The sequence below is a fragment of the Novosphingobium sp. BL-A-41-Hi4A-0G genome (assembly GCF_055521735.1).
The window spans coordinates 419,102-437,808 of record NZ_CM145501.1; the positions used below are offsets into that span (position 1 = coordinate 419,102).

Sequence of the window (18,707 nt, forward strand, 5' to 3'; positions counted from 1 at the left end):
TAGGCTTCAGCCGCCCACCCGTTCGCGCAATGACGCCGACTTGAGCTTGGGCAGCGAGTTCAGTTCGCCTTCTTCCTTGATCTTCTGGCGGAATTCGTCGCGCTTTTCGTGGATCGAGGCGATGACCGGGCCCATCGGGAAGCCGAGGTCGACCAGCACCGCTTCGGAGAGCTGCAGCGAGCTTTCGAGGGTTTCGGGCACGGCATGGCTGGCGCCTGCCTTGTAGAGTTCGGCGGCGTGGCTTGCGTCGCGGGCGCGGACGATGATCGGCAGGTCGGGATGGGCCGAGCGCAACCGCTTGACCATGCGCAGGATCAGGACCGGTTCGTCCATCGTCAGGATCATCGCGCGGGCACCGTCGAGGCCGAGGCGGGAGATCGCGGCTTCGCTGTCGACATTGCCGAACAGCACCGGCAGCCCGTCCTTGCGCGCGGCCTTGACGATGGCAGGATCGCTGTCGATGCCGAGCCAGCTTGCGCCGTGCACGGTCAGCATGTCGGAGATCAGGCGGCCGACGCGGCCGAAGCCCATGACCACGACGCGCTCGCCTTCGGGCAATTCGACCGGGACCGACTGTCCGGCATCGGCACTTTCGCGACTTAGGCGCCCGGCCCATGTCTCGCCCAGCTTGGCCAGCATGGGAGTGATGGTGAGACCGATGGCGGTGACGATCTGCCAGAACTGCGCCGTCTCGCGGTCGATCAATGCGGCTTCGGCGGCGGCGGTCAGCACGATCAGGGTGGTCTCTGACGGGCTGGCCATGAGGATGCCGGTTTCGAGCGCGGTGGCGCGGCCCTTGCCCATCAGGCGCAGGCCAAAGCCGGTGACCAGGGCCTTGAGCACGACAACGCCGACCACCGCGAGCGTCAGCGGTCCGATCTGTGCCCAGACCACGCGCAGGTCGATGCCCATGCCGATGGTGATCAGGAAGACGCCCAGCGCGAGGCCCTTGAACGGCTTGGTAATGGCTTCGACTTCGGTGTGATACTCGGTCTCGGCGATCAGCAGGCCGGCGAGCAGCGCGCCCATGATCGGCGAGAGGCCGACGAGCGAGGTGGACAGGGCCGAGGCGATGACTACCAGCATGGTCGCGGCGAGGAACAGTTCGGGGCTCTTGGTCTGTGCGGCCTGCGCGAAGAGTCGGGGCAGGAGCAGGCGGCCGAACACCAGCAGGGCGGCAACGACCAGCGCTCCGTAGAGCAGCGTCTCGCCGATGCCGGGGCCATGGCCCTGCGCGGCAAGCGGGGCGAGCGCGCCGAGCATGAAGATGATCGGGACGAGCGCGATATCCTCGAACAGCAGCATCGACAGCGCGGCGCGGCCGACCGGCCCCTGCGTGCCAGAGATCGGCAAGACCAGCGCGGTGGAGGACAGGGCGAGGGCAAGGCCGAGGCCGAAGGCGCCGCTGATCTGCAGGCCGGTCGCCATCAGGACCAGAGCGAGCAGCGTGGCCGATACCGCCAGTTCCATGGCGCCGAGGCCGAAGACAAGGCGCCGCATGTCCCACAGGCGGTTGAACGAGAGTTCGAGGCCGATCTCGAACAGCAGGAGGATGATCCCGAATTCGGCGAACGGCGTGATCGCCGCCTGATCGGTTATCGTGACGTGATAGAGCCAGGGGTACTGGCCGACGAGCGAGCCGAGGCCGAAGGGACCGACGGCAAGGCCGACCAGAATGAACCCGATGATCGGGGTGATGCGCAGGCGGGCGAAGGCCGGGATGACGATGCCGGCGGCACCGAGGACAACAAGGACGTCGGAAAGGGCTGTAGTCGGTTCGAGATTGCCTGCCATGCCCGCAGGTTAGGGGAGGGGGCGCGGGGTGTCACCCCCGATAAGGCCCCTCAAAAGCAAAGGGCCCCGGCGTGAACCGGAGCCCTTGCGTTATCGGTTGAAGATCGGGCGCTTAGGCCCAGTTCTTCATTTCCGTTTCGAGGTTCTCGACGATGGCTTCGAAGAACTTCTCGGTGGTCATCCAAGCCTGATCGGGGCCGATGAGCAGCGCGAGGTCCTTGGTCATCTTGCCGCTCTCGACGGTCTCGATGCAGATGCGCTCGAGCGTTTCGGCGAACTTCACGACTTCCGGCGTCTCGTCGAACTTGCCGCGATACATCAGGCCGCGGGTCCAGGCGAAGATCGAGGCGATCGGGTTGGTCGAGGTCTGCTTGCCCTGCTGGTGCTGGCGGTAGTGACGGGTCACCGTGCCGTGCGCAGCTTCGGCTTCGACGGTCTTGCCGTCGGGCGTCATCAGGACCGAGGTCATCAGGCCGAGCGAGCCGAAGCCCTGTGCCACGGTGTCGGACTGGACGTCACCGTCATAGTTCTTGCAGGCCCAGACGAACTTGCCCGACCACTTGAGCGCCGAGGCGACCATGTCGTCGATCAGGCGGTGTTCGTAGCTGATGCCGGCGGCAGCGAACTTTTCCTTGAAGCCTTCGGTGTCGAACACTTCCTGGAACAGGTCCTTGAAGCGGCCGTCATAGGCCTTGAGGATGGTGTTCTTGGTCGACAGGTACACCGGCCAACCCAGGCCAAGGCCATAGTTGAACGAGGCGCGGGCGAAATCGCGGATCGAATCGTCGAGGTTGTACATCGCCATGGCGACGCCGCCCGAAGGATAGTTGAAGACTTCGCGGTCGATCGTCTCGCCGTTGTCGCCTTCCCAGACGAGGCGGAGCTTGCCGGGGCCGGGGACGACGAAATCGGTGGCGCGGTACTGGTCACCGAAGGCGTGACGGCCGACGACGATGGGGTCGGTCCACCCTGGAACCAGGCGCGGCACGTTCTGGATCACGATGGGTTCGCGGAAGACCACGCCGCCCAGGATGTTGCGGATCGTGCCGTTGGGCGACTTCCACATCGACTTGAGGTTGAATTCCTCGACGCGCTGTTCGTCAGGGGTGATCGTGGCGCACTTCACGCCGACGCCGTACTGCTTGATCGCGTTGGCGGAATCGATGGTGATCTGGTCGTCCGTCTCGTCGCGCTTCTGGACCGAGAGGTCGTAGTACTTGAGGTCGATGTCGAGATAGGGGAGGATCAGACGCTCGCGGATCCATTCCCAGATGATGCGGGTCATTTCATCGCCGTCGAGTTCGACGACCGGGTTCTTCACCTTGATCTTCGCCATGTCCGTCCTGTCTTTCAAGCTGGGGAGAGAAATTGCGCTTCCCCTTAGCAGAGGCTTGCAATGGTGCAAGGAGGGCTACCCGCCGATCAGGAGATTCGCGCAATTTTTGGGGCTTTCCACTGGACATCGGCGGGTCGGCAATGCAGATGTTTAAGTGACCGGTTAAGTCCGGGACGAGATCTGTTCGGAGAGATACTATGAGCGAGGCTGAAGTCCTTACCGAAGTCGATGGCAACGTGCTGATCGTCACCATCAACCGGCCCGACGCAAAGAACGCGATGAACAAGGCCGCTGCCGAAGGTATCTCGGCGGCGATGGACCGGCTGGATGCCGAGGCCGACCTGCGCTGCGCCATTCTCACCGGTGCGGGCGGGACTTTCTGTTCCGGCATGGATCTCAAGGGCTTCCTGCGCGGTGAATCGCCTTCGATCCCGGGGCGCGGCTTCGGTGGGCTTTCGGAATGGACGCCGAAGAAGCCGATCATCGCAGCGGTGGACGGCTATGCTCTGGCGGGCGGCATGGAACTGGCGCTGTCGTGCGACCTGATCGTGGCCAGCGCGTCGTCGAAGTTCGGCATTCCCGAAGCCAAGCGCGGGCTTGCAGCAGCGGCTGGCGGCCTGATCAAGCTGCCGCGCCAGATTCCGCCGCGCATCGCGATGGAACTGGCGCTGACAGGTGACTTCATCTCGGCGCAGCGCGCTTATGAACTGGGCTTCATCAACCAGATCGTCGAGGGCCCGTCACTCGATGCGGCCAAGGCGCTGGCAGCAAAGGTTGCCGAGAACGGCCCGCTCGCGCTGATCGCGTCCAAGGGCATCATCCGTGATTCGCACGAATGGACCGAGGCCGAGATGTGGCAGAAGCAGCAGGCCTACATCGCGCCTGTGTTTTCCTCGAGCGATGCCCGCGAGGGTGCGGCGGCGTTTGCCGAAAAGCGCAAGCCGAACTGGCAGGGCAAGTAAGCAGGACCTTGGGGACGGAAGGGGCGGGGGCGCTGCCTGTTGCTCCCGCCTTCCGGGCAGGCCTGGCCCGTGCAGCTTGTCCGGCCAAGAGCCGGATCTCGCCGTGCATGGAGACTCGTGCGGGCAGGAAAGCCGAGCAATTCGGTGTTTCTGAAAACTCGCCCGATCTTTTGCGGGGGGGGGGGGCAGCCTGAGCATATGCGTGGCGTGGGGCCACGCTTCCCGTCACCAGGCGATATTCAACGCACGATCACTGTGTCGGTTACGTACAGGACCAGATCGTGAAGGCCGAGCTTGTTCAGGAGCGCCAGGTAAGCGCGTGCTGAAGCGGTCTCTTCGAGATATCTGGACCGATAGAATGACCTCGTTCGGTCCTTTCGCGGCTCGAAAAACGCCCGAATGCGGTCGGTGTCACCAGAAACGAGCTCAGCCTTTGAGAAGACTTCTTCCTCGAAACCGCACTGCTTGCAAGCGATCGTGATGCTTTCGGGCTTGTGGGAGAGCTCCGTTTCGAACAGCTGCCGTTTGCGGTATGCATAGGTCGCTGGCATGGCAGATGTCAGCCCGCATCGAACACATCTCGTGTCGGGGCCAAAGCCGATTACGGTATATATTTGCGCCATTTTAATCAGCTAGATAGACTTTCTTGATCGCAAAAGCGATCGGGCTGGCAACAGGCTTTACGTAGAGGCAATGTGGGCATCTGAAGCCATGCTCCGTCGTCATGCCAAGCACCCGCCTCACACGCTTCATTACCAATTGATATGATGAACTCAGTTTGCAACGCGGACATATTTTCTCAGGCGTTCTGAGACTTCCACGAATCAAATGCCATTCTCCGCCTGGCTTTGGCACAAAGGCTCCCCGTCACGTGCTTTACCGAAAGGCGGTAGCCGGGCATCAAAGGTTATGGAAGCAGCCAAAATGGTGCTGTGGTTAGCGCCGTTGTAGCGGGTGGAATGTGCCCGAGGCCGGGCTGAAGCCTATCATGTCCCAGCCAATTTCTGCGACGGTCGGCGGCCTGCCGCCGTTCTGGTTGCAGAGAGCGAAGGCAGATCGCTTGCGCCGCAGGTCCATGTGACAGACCTGTGGAACAGATTGAGCCGGAAGGGATAGCTTGGCTGTCTGCTGGCGTGCTCGCCAACAGCGCCAGCGGATGGCGAGTACGTCTTGCTTTCAGCCTGTCGTGCAACAAAAAACCCCGCCAATGGCGGGGTTTGTTTTGCGATGGTGGGCGTAGCAAGGATTGAACTTGCGACCCCTACGATGTCAACATAGTGCTCTACCACTGAGCTATACGCCCGCACCATCTGCTTGTCCCGAACCTTGCGGCGAGCCGCTCTTGTCGTCGGGAAGCGCGCCATTAGCCTTGGGTTCGAGGCAAGGCAAGGGGGAATTTTGCGTGGCTGCCCACGCGTGGTCAGCGGCTCCCGGCAAACGGCGCATCTTCGAACACGCGCTCCACTTCGAGCACGAGATCCTTGAGGTGGAACGGCTTCGACAGCACGCGCGCCTGGGGAGCCTCGCGATTCGCCTTGAGCGTAACGGCGGCGAATCCGGTGATGAACATGACCTTCGTTCCGGGGCTGATCTCGCTGCAGCGCTGGGCCAGTTCGATCCCGTCCATTTCGGGCATGACGATGTCCGAGAGGAGAAGATCGAAATGCTCGCTTTCCAGCAGCGGGATGGCTGCGGTGCCGCGATCGACTGCAGCCACGGAGTACCCTGCATTTTCGAGCGCGCGGGTGAGGTAAGTGCGCATCGCCTCTTCGTCTTCGGCGAGCAGGATCCGGATCATGGCCAACCTGTATCTGTTTCGGGCTTCGGTTCGGGCGGGGGACGCACGGAGGCGACCTGATCCGTCATAAGCCCAGCCAGGTTAACATTCTTCCGACATCGCCACTTCGTTCATGCCGCTTTTCATTTCCCTGAGCTGGATAGCACTGACACCTATCGGACGTTGTTTTGACTTCGTTGCGAATCGGTTGCACGGTTCGCCCATGCAGCAATCCGGAAAGCATGACGGCGATTCGGCACTGGTCCAGGGAGGATCGGTACCCGGCCATGCCGGCGTGCCCGCGTTCAGCCTCAAAACTGTCGATCCATCGCCGATCCCGGTAGTGATCGCCGTGCCCCATGCCGGACGAGCCTATGCCAAGTCGCTGCTCGACCGCATGCGCCACCCGGCGTTTGCCGCACCACGGCTCGAGGATCGTTATGCCGACCTGCTCGGCGAGGCGGTTTCACGCGAGACTGGTGCGGCGCTGCTGGTGGCCCATGCCCCGCGGGCCATGCTTGATCTCAACCGGGCCAGCGACGATGTTGACTGGGAAATGCTGGGCGGGCCGCCCGCCGATGCATCCGCCGCGCCGAGCGGTTTCGGCAGGCGCGCGCGCAGCGGCCTCGGGCTCGTGCCCCGTCGCTTGCCGGGGCTGGGCGAATTGTGGAAGCGTCGGCTGGATCATTCCGAGCTCAACGAGCGGATCGCGGCGATCCACCAGCCCTATCACGCAGCTCTGGCCACGACCCTTGAGACCATTCGCGACCGGTGGGGCGCCGCACTGCTGATCGATCTTCATTCGATGCCGCCGCTGGCCGCACGCTCGCCCGGCGAGCGCGCACCCGAGTTCGTGGTGGGCGACCGGTTCGGCGCGTCCTGCGACGGCGGGATTGTCAGCGCGGCTTTCGGATACTTCACCGAATCGGCACGGCGCGTTTCGCACAACCGCCCATATGCCGGTGGCTATGTCCTCGAACGTCATGCCCGCAGGATCGAAGGGTTGCACTGCATGCAGCTCGAGATCGACCGGACGTGCTATCTCGATCCGCGCATGGCAGAGCCTGGGCCGGGTTTCGAGGCCACGGTCGAACTGCTGATCGGGCTGGTCCGGCGGCTGGCGGTGGACGTTGCGGACCTCGGCCGGACGTCTGATCGCGGCCGCTGGCGCGCTGCCGCAGAATAGCCAACCTTCCGCCCCTTCCTGAACACCCCAAGAAAAAACCACCTGGAGCGATGCTCCAGGTGGCCAAGGTTCAGGGAGGAGGTGCACGTGAGTGCACCAGTTACGCTGGGCCATGAGGGGAGCCGCAACGCAACATGCTCTAAATAGGGGAGGGCCTTGGAGCCTGCAAGGGGTTTCGAGGGATTTTTGCAACACTCCAAGAAAAAACGCGACGAACCGTGTGGCTCGTCGCGTTTTTGTATTGACCTGTTGCCCTTGCGTCGGGGCTTCGTGTCTTTTTATTTCTGATTTACTCGGCCGGGATGGCGATCGCCGGGGTCGGCCCCTTGCCGAGCTGAACCTGTGCGCCAAAGATCTGGCTGATCAGTTCCAGCGAGAACAGGTGCGCATAGAGCAGCGGCAGAAGCCCGCTCTGCGCCCAGCCACGCAGCACGTCGCCACGGGTTTCGCGCAGCTTGTCCTGGTTGACCATCTGGAAGCCACGATAGACGAACGGCTGGTCATTGCCCTGCTGCTGGATGGCGACTTCGCCTTCCATGAGCAGGTCGTGCTTCTTCAGCTCGTCGATGAAGGCCTGCGTGCGCTGGCCTGCCTGTTCGAACTGCTCGCAGAAGCCGAGTGCGGCCTGCGTGGCTTCCGAAGGCTTGCCATCGGTGAACAGTTCCTGGCCCTCGACCGAATCACCCAGCAGGTTTGCCGAGGGGTCGAAGCACAGCGACAGCTCTTCGCTGTTCGGGTTGAGCTTGGCGAGGAGGAAGGGATAGCGGCGGACATAGGCCGGGATGTAGATCGGCTGCGTCACCTTGCCTTCGTCGTCGACGAAGACGTTTACGCCTTCGTTCAAACCCATCAGCGCCAGCGGCACGGGATTGTCGCCCGAGGCGAAGATGATCGGATAATGCCGTGCAGCCTGCGGAAATTCCTCAGCCGTCAATGGGATGGCATGCTGACCGACGAGCCAGGGAGCCGCATCCGCGTTCTTGGCCTTCCACGTGGCGTGGTCGCGGCTGTTGAGCGGCATGAGGTCGTTGTAGAACATCGGCAGGTTCGCTTGCGGCGCGCTGGCCATTTGGCATCTCTCCAAGAATCAACACTGAACGCGCGGCATGAACTGGCTATGGCCGCGGCTTGCGGGAACCGCGGTTCTTAGGGACTGACAAAAGGCCGCGCAAGCCGCGTCAGACAAGCTTTCCCGGGTTGAGCAGGCCTTTGGGGTCCAGCGCCTGCTTGATTGCACGCATTGCCGCCAGCATCGCCGGGTCAGCGAGGCGGGCAAGATCGTCGCGCTTGAGCCTGCCGATGCCGTGCTCGGCCGAGATCGAGCCGCCCCATGCGGTGACCATGTCGTGCACTTGCGCGCTGATCGCCTTGCCGTCGCCCGCTTCCCACGCTGCTCGCTCGCGGCCCGGTGGTGCGATGACGTGGAAGTGCACGTTGCCGTCGCCGAGATGGCCGAAGCAGACTGCGCGCGTACCCGGCCAGTCTGCTTCGAGGCGCGGGACCGCAGCCTCGACGAAGGCCGGCATCTTCTCGACCGGGACCGAGATGTCGTGTTGCATGGCCGGGCCGATCGCGCGCTCGGCGGGCGAGATGGTCTCGCGGATCAGCCAGAGCCTCTCGGCCTGGTCCTCGCTGGCGGCGATCGTGGCGTCGTTGATCAGTCCGCGCTCGAACGCAGTGGCGAGCAGGTGCTCGGCGATTTCGGACAGGCGGGCCGCCGTCCCCTCGTCTCCTGCGACAAGTTCGATCAGGGCGTGCCAGGCGTGCGGCTCTGCCAGGGGCGCGCGCGCATCGGGCAGATAATCCAGCACGGCTTCGAGGCTGTGCTGGGGGAGGACTTCGAAGCCTTCGACCAGCCCCGGTGCAAGGTCCTCGGCCAGAAGCAGCAGGCTGCGCGAATCGTGCAGCGATGTGGTGCCGGCCCACATGACCGTGCGTCCGGCGATCTGGGGCACGAGCTTGAGTGTTGCCGCCGTGACGATGCCCAGTGTGCCTTCCGAACCGATCAGCACCTGCTTGAGGTCAAAGCCGCGATTGTCCTTCTTGAGCGGGGTGAGCAGATCGAGCACCGAGCCGTCCGCCATGACCGCTTCCAGCCCGAGGACCAGCGCCCGCATCGAACCATGGCGCAGGACCTGCGTTCCGCCCGCATTGGTGGAAATCAGCCCGCCGATCGTGGCCGAACCCTTGCCGCCGAGCGTCAGGGGAAAGCGCAAGTCGGCCTTTTCCGCCGCTTCGTGCAGCACCTGCAGGATCACGCCTGCCTCGCATGTGGCCGTGCGTCCGGCCGAATCGAGGCTGCGGATGCGGTTCATCCGGCGCAGCGACAGGATGACCTCGCCGCCGTGCTCGAACGGGGTGGCGCCGCCCGACATGCCGCTGTTTCCGCCCTGCGGCACGATCGGCACGCCATGCTTCGCGCATAGCCGCACAAGGGCCGCCACCTCCTCGGTGTCGGCGGGCGAGGCGAGGGCCAGCGCCTTTCCGGTATAGCGCCCGCGCCAGTCCGTCAGCCACGCGGCCATGTCGGCGGGGTCGGTGGTCAAGCCTTTGGGCCCGAGCAGGCGGGCCGCTTCTGCAAGAAACGTATCGCTCATGGCGCATCGGCTATTGCCACCCCGGCGAGAGGGCAATTCATTTTTGATTGCTGGCGGGTTAAGCACAGGTTCAACCCCTTGGGCTAAGGGGTAGGGAGCGATGGTGCAGGGCGGATCAGGGCCGTCTGCTCCAGAGAGGGGTCCAAGAGAGTTCTTTTGCAATAATGCCCAGTATCTTCAATCTCTTGGCCTCAATGGGCATGGTGCTGTCGTTGCCGACGGCAAGTCCTGTGGCAACGCCGGGGATCGACGAGCAATGGGCGGCTGCGAAGGTTCCGGCAGGCTCTCCACTTTTCAATGAGGATTTCACCCAGAGCCCGTTTGCCTCGTTCGTCGTGCAGGGCCTTGCCGACCAAGGCTGGGATCAGGTGCGTGTCGAGCAGCGCATGATCATTCGCATTGCGCCCCGGATGCCTGCGCAGATGTACGCCCCGCTGCCGTCCGCACCGCAGCCGCCCCGGTTCTACGAGCGCAAGACCGACAAGTGCCTGCCGATCACCAGCATTGCGGGCGTGCAGATCGAATCGCAGGACCGCCTGCTGCTGATTACCCGCAGCCGCAAGCTGATCGGCGCGAGCCTCGACAAGGCGTGTCATGCGCGGGACTTCTATTCGGGCTTTTACGTCGAACGGAACGAGGACGGCCAGCTCTGCGCGGGCCGTGACACGATCCATTCGCGCGCCGGAGCGAACTGCGCGATCACCAGGATGCGCGAGCTCGTTCCGGATGATGACTGAAGCCTGCGTCACATCGCGGATTTCTTGACTTTTCGGGCCATATCGTCATAGCGCGCATTCAGTGCTGGCGGCGTCTTGCGATGCAAGCTGTCCAGCGGGCGCGACACTGTTTTCGCCGTCTCTAATTCTCGGAAAATTGCCTGCATGAAGTTTGCCGATCTCGGCCTCTCGGATGAATTGCTCCAGTCGGTGCTCGACGCTGGCTATGATGAGCCCACTCCGATCCAGGCGCAGGCAATTCCCGCCGTCCTCATGATGAAGGATATCATCGGCATCGCCCAGACGGGCACCGGCAAGACCGCCGGGTTCGTGCTGCCGATGATCGACATTCTGGCCCATGGCCGCCGCCGCGCGCTGATGCCGCGCTCGCTGATTCTCGAACCCACGCGCGAACTCGCCGCACAGGTCGCCGAGAATTTCGAGAAGTACGGCAAGAACCACGACCTCAAGATGGCGCTGCTGATCGGTGGCGTGCAGATGGGCGATCAGGTCAAGGCGCTGCAGGACGGCGTCGACGTCCTGATCGCCACGCCCGGCCGGTTGATGGACCTGTTCGAGCGCGGCAAGATCCTGCTTACGGGCTGCGACCTGCTGGTGATCGACGAGGCTGACCGCATGCTCGACATGGGCTTCATCCCCGATATCGAGAACATCTGCACCAAGCTTCCGGCCCAGCGCCAGACGCTGCTGTTCTCGGCCACGATGCCGCCGCCGATCAAGAAGCTGGCCGATAAGTTCCTGTCGAACCCCAAGATGATCGAAGTGGCGCGTCCCGCCAGCACGAACACCAGCATCGTCCAGCACAAGGTCCGCTGCACCACGCGGCAGAAGCGCGAAGTGCTGCGCCACCTGCTGAAGACCGACAACGTGACCACCGCCATCGTCTTCGCCAACCGCAAGACGACCGTGCGCGAACTCGCCAAGTCCTTGCAGAGCCACGGCTTTGCCGCGGGCGAGATCCATGGCGACATGGACCAGAACTCGCGCAACGCCGAACTGCAGAAGTTCAAGGACGGCGACATCACGATCCTGTGCGCCTCCGACGTTGCTGCGCGCGGGCTTGACGTGAAGGGCGTGAGCCACGTCTTCAACTTCGACACGCCCTGGCACCCGGACGATTACGTTCACCGCATCGGCCGCACTGGTCGTGGCGGGGCCACCGGTCGCGCGTTCACGCTGGTTTCCGACGAGGATCTCGAATCGATCGAGAACGTCGAGAAGCTGCAGGGCACCAAGATTCCCGAATTCAAGATCGAGGTTGCCGAAAAGCCCGAACGCAAGCCGCGCGAAGCCAAGCCCGAGCGCGCTGAAGAGCGCCGCGAGGAAGAACCCAAGCGCGAAAGCCGCCGCGAACGTCCCGCGCGCGAGGAACGCAAGCCCCGCGCCGAACGCGCGCCGCGCGCCGAAGCCGTGCCAGAATCGCGCGCCGAACGTGCCCCGCGCAGCGAACCGCAGCGCTACCGCGAGCAGTCCGAGCCGCCGTCAAAGCCTGGCGAATGGAACGGCCCGATTCCGGAATTTCTGGCGGTTTCGGCGCTCTGACGCTCTAGCCCTCTCCCCTTCAGGGGAGAGGGTTGGGAGAGGGGGCCTTGCGCCCAGCCTCACCGTCCAAGCCCCTCTTGGGCTTCGGCTAGGCGGCAAGCCGCCAAGCCTGCGTATCTCTCCCCTGAAGGGGAGAGAGCGACGGCACTCGGCGCAGGATAACATCCCATTCCATCGTCGGCCCGGACTTGATCCGGGCCTTGGCTTTTCTGTTCTGGCGCTGCGCCGGAAGAACAGCCCAACGCCGTGCCAAGCACGGGGTGACGGAAGGAAGTGAAGCGTCCCGGGTTTTCCGGAGGCTCCTATCTGTGAGAAGGAGCTGTGATGAGCGCTACAAGGAACAAGTTTTCGCCTGAGTTCGCGACCGTGCCGTGCGGATGGTCGATGAGCATCGAGGGGATTATCCGTCGGAGTGGGCGGCGATGACCTCGATCGCCGGGAAGGTGGGCTGCACGACCGAGACGCTGCGCCGCTGGTGCCGCGAGGAGGCGAGCCGACGAGCGGGGCCAGTGGCGCAGGCCGCCACTGACCGGGAACGCCTCAAGTTGCTGGAGCGGGAGGTCAAGGAGCTACGGCGGGCCAACGAGATCCTGCGCAAGGCTTCCGCGTATTTTGCGATGGCGGAGCTCGACCGCCACGGCAGATGATGATGGCGTTCATCGACGCCCATCGCGAGGACCTGGGTATCGAGCCGATCTGCCGTGAACTGGCGATCGCCCCGTCCTCCTATCACGAGCATGCTGCCCGCCTTGCCGATCCCGGCAGGCGACCGGCTCGGGCACGACGGGACGATGAGATGCGGGCACAGATCAAGCGCGTCCATGAGGCCAGCTTCGGTCTCTATGGGACGCGCAAGGTCTGGCACCAGCTGCGGCGCGAAGGCGTGGTGATCGCCAAGTGCACAGTGGAACGCCTGATGGCAGCCATGGGGCTGGCAGGTGTGCGGCGTGGCAAGAAGACTATCACCACGGTCGGCGATCCGAAGGCGCCATGCCCGCTGGACAAGGTCAACCGTGAGTTCCGCGTCAGTCGCCCCAATGCCCTGTGGGTGGTCGACTTCACCTACGTCCACACCTGGGCAGGGTTCGTTTACGTAGCCTTCGTGATCGATGCCTATGCCCGACGGATCGTGGGCTGGAAGGTTAGCAGCTCGGCGACCGCCGGCTTCGTCCTAGATGCCCTCGAACAGGCGATCCACGCCCGCCGCCCCGGCCCCGATGACGGACTGATCCACCATAGCGACCGGGGCGTTCAATACCTTGCCATGAACTACACCCAGCGCCTCGCCGAGGCGAACCTTGTGCCGTCGGTCGGCAGCGTCGGCGACAGCTATGACAATGCCTTGGCCGAGACGATCAACGGCCTCTATAAGGCCGAAGTCATCTGGCGGCAGCGGTCATGGCCCAGCGTGTCAGCCGTGGAAATGGCAACCCTGCGCTGGGTCGATTGGTTCAACAACCATCGCCTGCTCGGCCCCATCGGACACATCCCGCCTGCTGAGGCCGAGGCCAACTACTATGCAGCCAACGAGACCCTCGATTTGGTGGCATGTCCCAATTCAAACTGCCTCCGGAAAACCCGGGACGCTTCAAAGATCAAGGCAAGTTTACGGGATGGCCGCGAATGGGTGGAAACCGAACGTAGACCACGTTAGCAACGCTCATGATGAAGTTGCAACTGACCGCTGCCACACCATGGGTGTCCCGCCACCTCGTCAGAGTAGGCGGACTTATTGGCATAGGTTTCGCAGCCGATTCTGATTTGCTTCAGGTGGCAAGTCACGATGGTCGCGGGGTTATCGATTGCGTTACGGGCGAGCTTCTAGCTCGGGACGATGATCCGCTTTTCCCGTTCGATGAAGACACGCAGATGGTGTACGGGGTAGGACCGCTAGCGGATCAGGAAGTTAGGATTGCGGGGCCGGTCTATGGCGGCACTCTACCGACAGAGACGCAAGACGGTTGGTCCTTGTTGGGAGGATTGACGAATAGCAGCGATGACGCCGTCGTTCTGCTTCCTCCAACAGCGCAAGGTGGTGAACCCCATACATTTACAGGCTTCGTCCCAGAAGTCCGCGTCTTCGGGTTCTCACCGACGTGGCGTTCTTTCGTCTTCGGAACTGGCGCGGAAGTCTACACCTTCGCCCGCTAACCAGCTCTTTCGAGTCACCGTGCATCATAGCCGAACGTCAGGCTTTGGGCGAATTCGCTGGTCCAACAATAGCGCGCGACAAAGGCAACGCCCTCAAGCCAGCTTCACAAAACTATCAATCACCCGCTTCCGCCCGGCGCTTTCGAAGTCGATCTCCAGCTTGTTGCCTTCCTGCTCCGCCACGGTGCCATAGCCGAACTTCTCGTGGAACACGCGCGCGCCCACGGCGATGTCGGCGCGGGGTTTGGCGGCGAAGCTGGCGGCGCTGCGGGTGGGTTCGGCGATGCGGCGCGGGGCCGGGGTGAAGGGTTGGGCGGCGGCGCGTTGCCAGCCCGGGCCGCGGGAGGCTGCGCGGTTGGCACTAGCCTGTGCGACATGGGCGAAGGGATCGTCGCGCTCGCTCCAGTTGGCGCGCCACATCGATGCGCCGCCCGAAAGCGTGGTTTCCTCCTCGATATGGTCGGCGGGCAGCTCGCCGATGAAGCGCGAGGGGATCGAGCTGGTCCACTGGCCGTAGATCTGGCGATTGGCGGCGTGGATGATCGTACAGCGCCACCGAGCGCGGGTGATCGCGACATAGGCGAGGCGGCGTTCTTCCTCCAATGAAGCGAGCCCGCCCTCGTCCAGCGAGCGTTGCGAGGGAAACACGCCTTCTTCCCACCCCGGCAGGAACACGTTGTCGAACTCCAGCCCCTTGGCCGCGTGGATGGTCATGATCGTGACCTTGTCCTCGTCGGCAGTGTTCTCGTTGTCCATCACGAGGCTGACGTGCTCGAGGAAATCGCCCAGCGTCTCGTACTCTTCCATCGCGCGGGCGAGTTCGGTGAGGTTTTCGAGGCGGCCTGCGGCTTCGGCGGTCTTTTCGGCCTGAAGCGCGGCGGTGTAGCCGCTTTCGTCGAGGATCGTGCGGGCGAGTTCGGCAGGCATCAGCTGCTTGGCGGCATCACGCCACCGTGCGAAATCGCGCATCAGCGCGGCGAGGGTGTTGCGCGCGCGGGCTGGCAGTTCGTCGGTATCGAGAATCTCCACCGCCGCCAGCGAGAGGGGGATGCCGCGCGAACGGGCATGGCGGTGGAGCTTTTCCAGCGTCTTGTCGCCAAGGCCGCGCTTGGGGGTGTTGTAGATCCGTTCGAACGCAAGGTCGTCCTGCGGGCTGGCGATCTGGCGCAGATAGGCCAGCGCGTCCCGGATTTCGGCGCGTTCGTAGAAGCGGAAACCGCCGACGATGCGATAGCCAAGGCCGATCTGGATGAAGCGGTCTTCGATGGTGCGCGTCTGGAACTGCGCGCGCACGAGGATGGCGACGCGATCAAGCGCCGCGCCCTCCCGCTCAAGCCGCTCGATGTCCTCGCCGATCCGCCGCGCTTCTTCGGGCGCGTCCCACACGCCGATCACGCGAACCTTGTCGCCGCCATCGACCTCGGTCCACAGCGTCTTGCCCAAGCGTTCGGAGTTCTCCGCGATCAGGCCCGACGCCGCGCCGAGGATGTGCGGGGTGGAGCGGTAGTTCTGCTCCAGCTTGATCACCTTGGCGCCCGGAAAATCCTTTTCGAACCGCAAGATATTGGCGACTTCCGCGCCGCGCCACGAATAGATCGACTGGTCGTCGTCCCCCACCACGCAGATGTTCTTGCGGTTCTGCGCGAGCAGGCGCAGCCACAGGTACTGGACGGCGTTGGTGTCCTGATATTCGTCCACCATCACGTACTTGAAGCGCTGCTGCCAGCTTTCCAGCACGTCGCGCTCGCGCCGGAAGATGTTGAGCATGTGCATCAGCAGGTCGCCGAAATCGCAGGCGTTCAGTTCGCGCAACCGGTTCTGGTAAAGCGCGTAGAAGCGCTGGCCCTTTCCATTGGCATAGGCCTCGTTCTCCAGCGCATCGAGATCGCCGGGATTGAGCCCGCGGTTCTTCCACTTGTCGATGAGGCCCGCGAGCTGCTTTGCCGGCCAGCGCTTGTCGTCAATCCCCTCGGCCACGATCAACTGCTTGAGCAGGCGCAACTGGTCGTCGGTGTCGATGATCGTGAAGTTGCTCTGCAGGCCGACCAGTTCGGCGTGGCGGCGCAGCATCTTGGCGGCGATGGCGTGGAACGTGCCGAGCCAGGGCATCCCTTCCACCGCCGGGCCGATCAACTGGCCGACCCGCTCGCGCATCTCGCGCGCGGCCTTGTTGGTGAAGGTGACGCACAGGATCTCGCTCGGCCAGGCGAGCCGCTGGCGCAGCAGGTTGGCGAGGCGGGCGGTGAGGGCGGCGGTCTTTCCGGTGCCAGCCCCTGCCAGCATCAGCACCGGCCCGTCGGTGGTCGTCACCGCCTCGCGCTGGGGCGGATTGAGGCCATCGAGCCATGCGTCAGCATGGCCGGGATTCACGGAAACAGGGGAAGACATAGGTGAACAGATAGGGACCAAACCTCGCGCGGGCAATCGCAATCGGCCCTTCCTTCACAGCATTCGGTTCGTCGCAGACTTCTCTGCGCTCCGTCGCAGGGGCGGGAACCTGCGTAGCTGCGGGTGCTTGGCTTTAGCAATCGGGTTCAAGAAAATTCAGGAGAATTCAGATGCGAAACCTTTTTGCGGCGAGCGCGCTGGCGCTTGCCATGGCAACGGCCCCGGCCATGGTCGCGGCACAATCCACCACACCGCCGACGACCATGCCGGACTCCACTTCGCCCACCGGCACGCAGGACACAACTGCACCGACGACCGCCACCACCGGCACGTTCTCGCCCACGCCTGATCAGCAGACCCAGATCGACGCCTGGGCCGCCGAGCAGAAGACCAAGTACAATGCCTGGCCTTCGACCTATCAGGAGTATTTCTGGACTCTCGATCCCGACCAGCAGAAGGGCTGGTGGGCGCTGACGGACGAGCAGAAGGCCCAGATCTACGCGATGACGCCCGAACAGCGCACGCAGGTCTGGCCCGCCATCGTGGCGCAGGTCACCGGGCGCGCGGTGCCGTCTTCTGGAGCCACGCCTGCGCAGCCCACTCCTGGCGCGGGGATGGGCGCTACGCCCGCAACACCGGCCGAGCCCGCAACGCCGCCCTCGCGCGGCATGAGCGCTGGCATGGACAGCACGACTACAGGCAACATGACTCCGCCGCCCGCCGCGGCGATGAACAAGAAGTATCCGGTCTGCAGCAAGACCGTGACCGACAGCTGCCGCAATCGCGGCGGCGTCTGACGCGAGCAGCAGTCGTCACGTGAGAGGGGCGCCGGGTAACCGACGCCCTTTTTCGTGTGCGCAGCAGTTGACCCGGAAGGAGCGCAGCCCAAAGAGCATCACTGCGACAACAGGGGGAGAGCGCGCCGATGAGTCCGATTCGCCAGCATGGCCGCGTGCTTGCTGCCAGCCTCGTCGGCACGGCGGTCGAGTTCTACGACTTCTACATCTACGCCACGGCTGCGGCGCTGGTCATCGGACCTTTGTTCTTCCCCACCGAATCGGCTGCGGCGCAGACGCTGCTCTCGTTCATGACCTTCGGCCTCGCCTTCTTCGCCCGACCGGTGGGCGCGGTTGCCTTCGGCCACTTCGGTGACCGCATCGGCCGCAAGTCTACGCTCGTTGCCTCGCTGATGCTGATGGGGGGATCGACGCTGCTCATCGCTTTCCTGCCGACATACGCGATGGCCGGCTGGATCGCGCCCGCGCTGCTGTGCCTGCTGCGCTTCGGGCAGGGTTTCGGCCTTGGCGGCGAATGGGGCGGTGCCGCCTTGCTTGCGGTGGAGAACGCGCCACAGGGCTGGGAAGCGCGCTTCGGCTCGGCCCCGCAATTGGGCGCGCCGCTCGGCTTCTTCTTTGCCAATGGCCTGTTCCTGCTGCTGGGCCTTGGCCTGTCGGACGAGGCCTTCGCCAGCTGGGGCTGGCGCGTGCCGTTTCTGGCGAGCGCCGTGCTGGTCGGCGTCGGCCTGTGGGTCCGCCTCAAGATCGGCGAGACGCCCCCGTTCCGCGAGGCCATGGAGAAGGCCCCGCCGCCGCAAGTGCCCGTCGCGAGCCTGCTGCGCGATCACACCCCGGCGGTCGTTGCAGGCATCGCGGGCGTCGTTGCCTGCTTTGCCGTGTTCTACCTCGCCACGACTTTCGCGCTGTCCTTCGCCACGACCAAGCTGGGCTATGCCAAGCAGGAATTCCTCGGCATCCAGCTGGGCGCCAACGCCTTCTTCGCGCTGGGAATTCTCGTCGCGGGTTACTGGGCCGACAAGTCCTCGGTCCGGCGCGTGCTGGGGACTGGCGCAGCGTTGACGGCTGTGATCGGACTGGTCTTCGGCACCGGCCTCGGCTCCGGTTCGCTGCCTGTGGTTTTCTCGACGCTCGCCGGATCGCTGTTCGTGATGGGGCTGGCCTATGGCCCGCTGGGCGCGTGGCTGCCGACGCTGTTTCCGGTGTCGGTGCGCTACACCGGCATTTCGGTGGCGTTCAACGTCGGCGGCATCATCGGCGGCGCGCTGGCACCGTTCGCGGCCGCTTGGGCGGCTTCTGCGGGCGGGACGGCCTATGTCGGCATCTTCCTGACGCTTGCGGGGACTATGACGCTGGCGGGCGTGCAGTTCTCGCCGAAGCTGCGGGACTGAAATCCTCCCTGATTTTCCGAAGGACAATCGGGGAGGGTGACCGTCCCGGACG

The 18,707-nt window shown here is 64.1% G+C and carries 14 protein-coding genes, 1 tRNA gene, 1 pseudogene and 1 other annotated feature; of the genes and pseudogenes, 7 read left to right on the forward strand and 9 right to left on the reverse strand.

Annotated features, from left to right (window positions below):
* Positions 1–6: 6 nt before the first annotated feature.
* Together ACZ1JX_RS02205 and ACZ1JX_RS02210 are read right to left on the reverse strand one after the other, a co-directional pair.
* Positions 7–1,794 (reverse strand): cation:proton antiporter domain-containing protein, encoded by a 1,788-nt coding sequence (locus ACZ1JX_RS02205; RefSeq protein ID WP_465125182.1) that lies wholly within the window; start codon positions 1,792–1,794, stop codon positions 7–9.
* 112 nt (positions 1,795–1,906) lie between these two features.
* Positions 1,907–3,130 carry an NADP-dependent isocitrate dehydrogenase gene (locus ACZ1JX_RS02210; protein WP_465125183.1) on the reverse strand — a complete coding sequence of 408 codons (1,224 nt, stop codon included), beginning with the start codon at positions 3,128–3,130 and terminating at the stop codon, positions 1,907–1,909.
* Between the two features lie 197 nt (positions 3,131–3,327).
* Between ACZ1JX_RS02210 and ACZ1JX_RS02215 the strand changes: the two genes are divergently transcribed.
* Entirely contained in the window at positions 3,328–4,092 is a 765-nt protein-coding gene (locus ACZ1JX_RS02215; protein ID WP_465125184.1) for a crotonase/enoyl-CoA hydratase family protein, read from the forward strand.
* 239 nt (positions 4,093–4,331) lie between these two features.
* On the opposite strand, the gene ACZ1JX_RS02220 is transcribed toward ACZ1JX_RS02215, so the two are convergent.
* The 3 genes from ACZ1JX_RS02220 to cpdR all read right to left on the reverse strand — a co-directional run bounded on the left by ACZ1JX_RS02220 (position 4,332) and on the right by cpdR (position 5,890).
* Entirely contained in the window at positions 4,332–4,643 is a 312-nt protein-coding gene (locus ACZ1JX_RS02220; RefSeq protein WP_465125185.1) for a hypothetical protein, read from the reverse strand.
* Between the two features lie 677 nt (positions 4,644–5,320).
* Positions 5,321–5,395, reverse strand: a tRNA-Val gene (locus ACZ1JX_RS02225).
* Between the two features lie 117 nt (positions 5,396–5,512).
* Positions 5,513–5,890 carry a cell cycle two-component system response regulator CpdR gene (gene cpdR / locus ACZ1JX_RS02230; protein WP_465126337.1) on the reverse strand — a complete coding sequence of 126 codons (378 nt, stop codon included), beginning with the start codon at positions 5,888–5,890 and terminating at the stop codon, positions 5,513–5,515.
* A 202-nt stretch (positions 5,891–6,092) separates the two neighbouring features.
* Between cpdR and ACZ1JX_RS02235 the strand changes: the two genes are divergently transcribed.
* A complete protein-coding gene (locus ACZ1JX_RS02235; RefSeq protein WP_465125186.1) occupies positions 6,093–7,055 on the forward strand; it encodes an N-formylglutamate amidohydrolase in 963 nt (320 codons plus the stop codon).
* Positions 7,056–7,344: 289 nt separating this feature from the next.
* On the opposite strand, the gene ACZ1JX_RS02240 is transcribed toward ACZ1JX_RS02235, so the two are convergent.
* On the reverse strand, positions 7,345–8,124 hold the full coding sequence (locus ACZ1JX_RS02240) for a SapC family protein (RefSeq protein WP_465125187.1): 780 nt from the start codon (positions 8,122–8,124) through the stop codon (positions 7,345–7,347).
* A gap of 109 nt (positions 8,125–8,233) precedes the next feature.
* The gene (locus tag ACZ1JX_RS02245; protein ID WP_465125188.1) at positions 8,234–9,652 is read right to left on the reverse strand and encodes an FAD-binding oxidoreductase; all 1,419 of its coding nucleotides are present in this window, start codon (positions 9,650–9,652) and stop codon (positions 8,234–8,236) included.
* A 164-nt stretch (positions 9,653–9,816) separates the two neighbouring features.
* Here ACZ1JX_RS02245 and ACZ1JX_RS02250 point away from each other — a divergent pair, with 164 nt between their 5' ends.
* Positions 9,817–10,389 (forward strand): hypothetical protein, encoded by a 573-nt coding sequence (locus ACZ1JX_RS02250; protein WP_465125189.1) that lies wholly within the window; start codon positions 9,817–9,819, stop codon positions 10,387–10,389.
* Between the two features lie 8 nt (positions 10,390–10,397).
* Here ACZ1JX_RS02250 and ACZ1JX_RS02255 read toward each other — a convergent pair whose 3' ends face one another.
* Positions 10,398–10,535: a hypothetical protein gene (locus ACZ1JX_RS02255; protein WP_465125190.1), complete on the reverse strand. Its 138-nt coding sequence runs from the start codon at positions 10,533–10,535 to the stop codon at positions 10,398–10,400.
* Between ACZ1JX_RS02255 and ACZ1JX_RS02260 the strand changes: the two genes are divergently transcribed.
* Positions 10,534–11,931: a DEAD/DEAH box helicase gene (locus ACZ1JX_RS02260; RefSeq protein WP_465125191.1), complete on the forward strand. Its 1,398-nt coding sequence runs from the start codon at positions 10,534–10,536 to the stop codon at positions 11,929–11,931. The genes ACZ1JX_RS02255 and ACZ1JX_RS02260 overlap by 2 nt on opposite strands.
* A gap of 324 nt (positions 11,932–12,255) precedes the next feature.
* Positions 12,256–13,480: pseudogene (locus ACZ1JX_RS02265) on the forward strand (IS3 family transposase); the annotation flags it as partial.
* Positions 12,536–12,650, forward strand: a sequence feature (AL1L pseudoknot). Its footprint overlaps the pseudogene before it by 115 nt.
* 695 nt (positions 13,481–14,175) lie before the next feature.
* On the opposite strand, the gene ACZ1JX_RS02270 reads toward ACZ1JX_RS02265, so the two are convergent.
* Entirely contained in the window at positions 14,176–16,470 is a 2,295-nt protein-coding gene (locus ACZ1JX_RS02270) for an ATP-dependent helicase (protein ID WP_465125192.1), read from the reverse strand.
* Positions 16,471–16,640: 170 nt separating this feature from the next.
* On the opposite strand from ACZ1JX_RS02270, the gene ACZ1JX_RS02275 reads away from it, so the two are divergent.
* The gene (locus tag ACZ1JX_RS02275) at positions 16,641–17,267 is read left to right on the forward strand and encodes a hypothetical protein (protein WP_465125193.1); all 627 of its coding nucleotides are present in this window, start codon (positions 16,641–16,643) and stop codon (positions 17,265–17,267) included.
* A 128-nt stretch (positions 17,268–17,395) separates the two neighbouring features.
* Positions 17,396–18,655 (forward strand): MFS transporter, encoded by a 1,260-nt coding sequence (locus ACZ1JX_RS02280; RefSeq protein ID WP_465125194.1) that lies wholly within the window; start codon positions 17,396–17,398, stop codon positions 18,653–18,655.
* Positions 18,656–18,707: the final 52 nt, after the last annotated feature.

Bases quoted from the DNA above. Each gene is read 5' to 3' on its own strand.
- ACZ1JX_RS02205 (WP_465125182.1), bottom strand. From the start codon at position 1,794: ATGGCAGGCAATCTCGAACCGACTACAGCCCTTTCCGACGTCCTTGTT.
- ACZ1JX_RS02210 (WP_465125183.1), bottom strand. From the start codon at position 3,130: ATGGCGAAGATCAAGGTGAAGAACCCGGTCGTCGAACTCGACGGCGAT.
- ACZ1JX_RS02215 (WP_465125184.1), top strand. From the start codon at position 3,328: ATGAGCGAGGCTGAAGTCCTTACCGAAGTCGATGGCAACGTGCTGATC.
- ACZ1JX_RS02220 (WP_465125185.1), bottom strand. From the start codon at position 4,643: ATGCCAGCGACCTATGCATACCGCAAACGGCAGCTGTTCGAAACGGAG.
- cpdR (WP_465126337.1), bottom strand. From the start codon at position 5,890: ATGATCCGGATCCTGCTCGCCGAAGACGAAGAGGCGATGCGCACTTAC.
- ACZ1JX_RS02235 (WP_465125186.1), top strand. From the start codon at position 6,093: ATGCAGCAATCCGGAAAGCATGACGGCGATTCGGCACTGGTCCAGGGA.
- ACZ1JX_RS02240 (WP_465125187.1), bottom strand. From the start codon at position 8,124: ATGGCCAGCGCGCCGCAAGCGAACCTGCCGATGTTCTACAACGACCTC.
- ACZ1JX_RS02245 (WP_465125188.1), bottom strand. From the start codon at position 9,652: ATGAGCGATACGTTTCTTGCAGAAGCGGCCCGCCTGCTCGGGCCCAAA.
- ACZ1JX_RS02250 (WP_465125189.1), top strand. From the start codon at position 9,817: ATGCCCAGTATCTTCAATCTCTTGGCCTCAATGGGCATGGTGCTGTCG.
- ACZ1JX_RS02260 (WP_465125191.1), top strand. From the start codon at position 10,534: ATGAAGTTTGCCGATCTCGGCCTCTCGGATGAATTGCTCCAGTCGGTG.
- ACZ1JX_RS02255 (WP_465125190.1), bottom strand. From the start codon at position 10,535: ATGCAGGCAATTTTCCGAGAATTAGAGACGGCGAAAACAGTGTCGCGC.
- ACZ1JX_RS02270 (WP_465125192.1), bottom strand. From the start codon at position 16,470: ATGTCTTCCCCTGTTTCCGTGAATCCCGGCCATGCTGACGCATGGCTC.
- ACZ1JX_RS02275 (WP_465125193.1), top strand. From the start codon at position 16,641: ATGCGAAACCTTTTTGCGGCGAGCGCGCTGGCGCTTGCCATGGCAACG.
- ACZ1JX_RS02280 (WP_465125194.1), top strand. From the start codon at position 17,396: ATGAGTCCGATTCGCCAGCATGGCCGCGTGCTTGCTGCCAGCCTCGTC.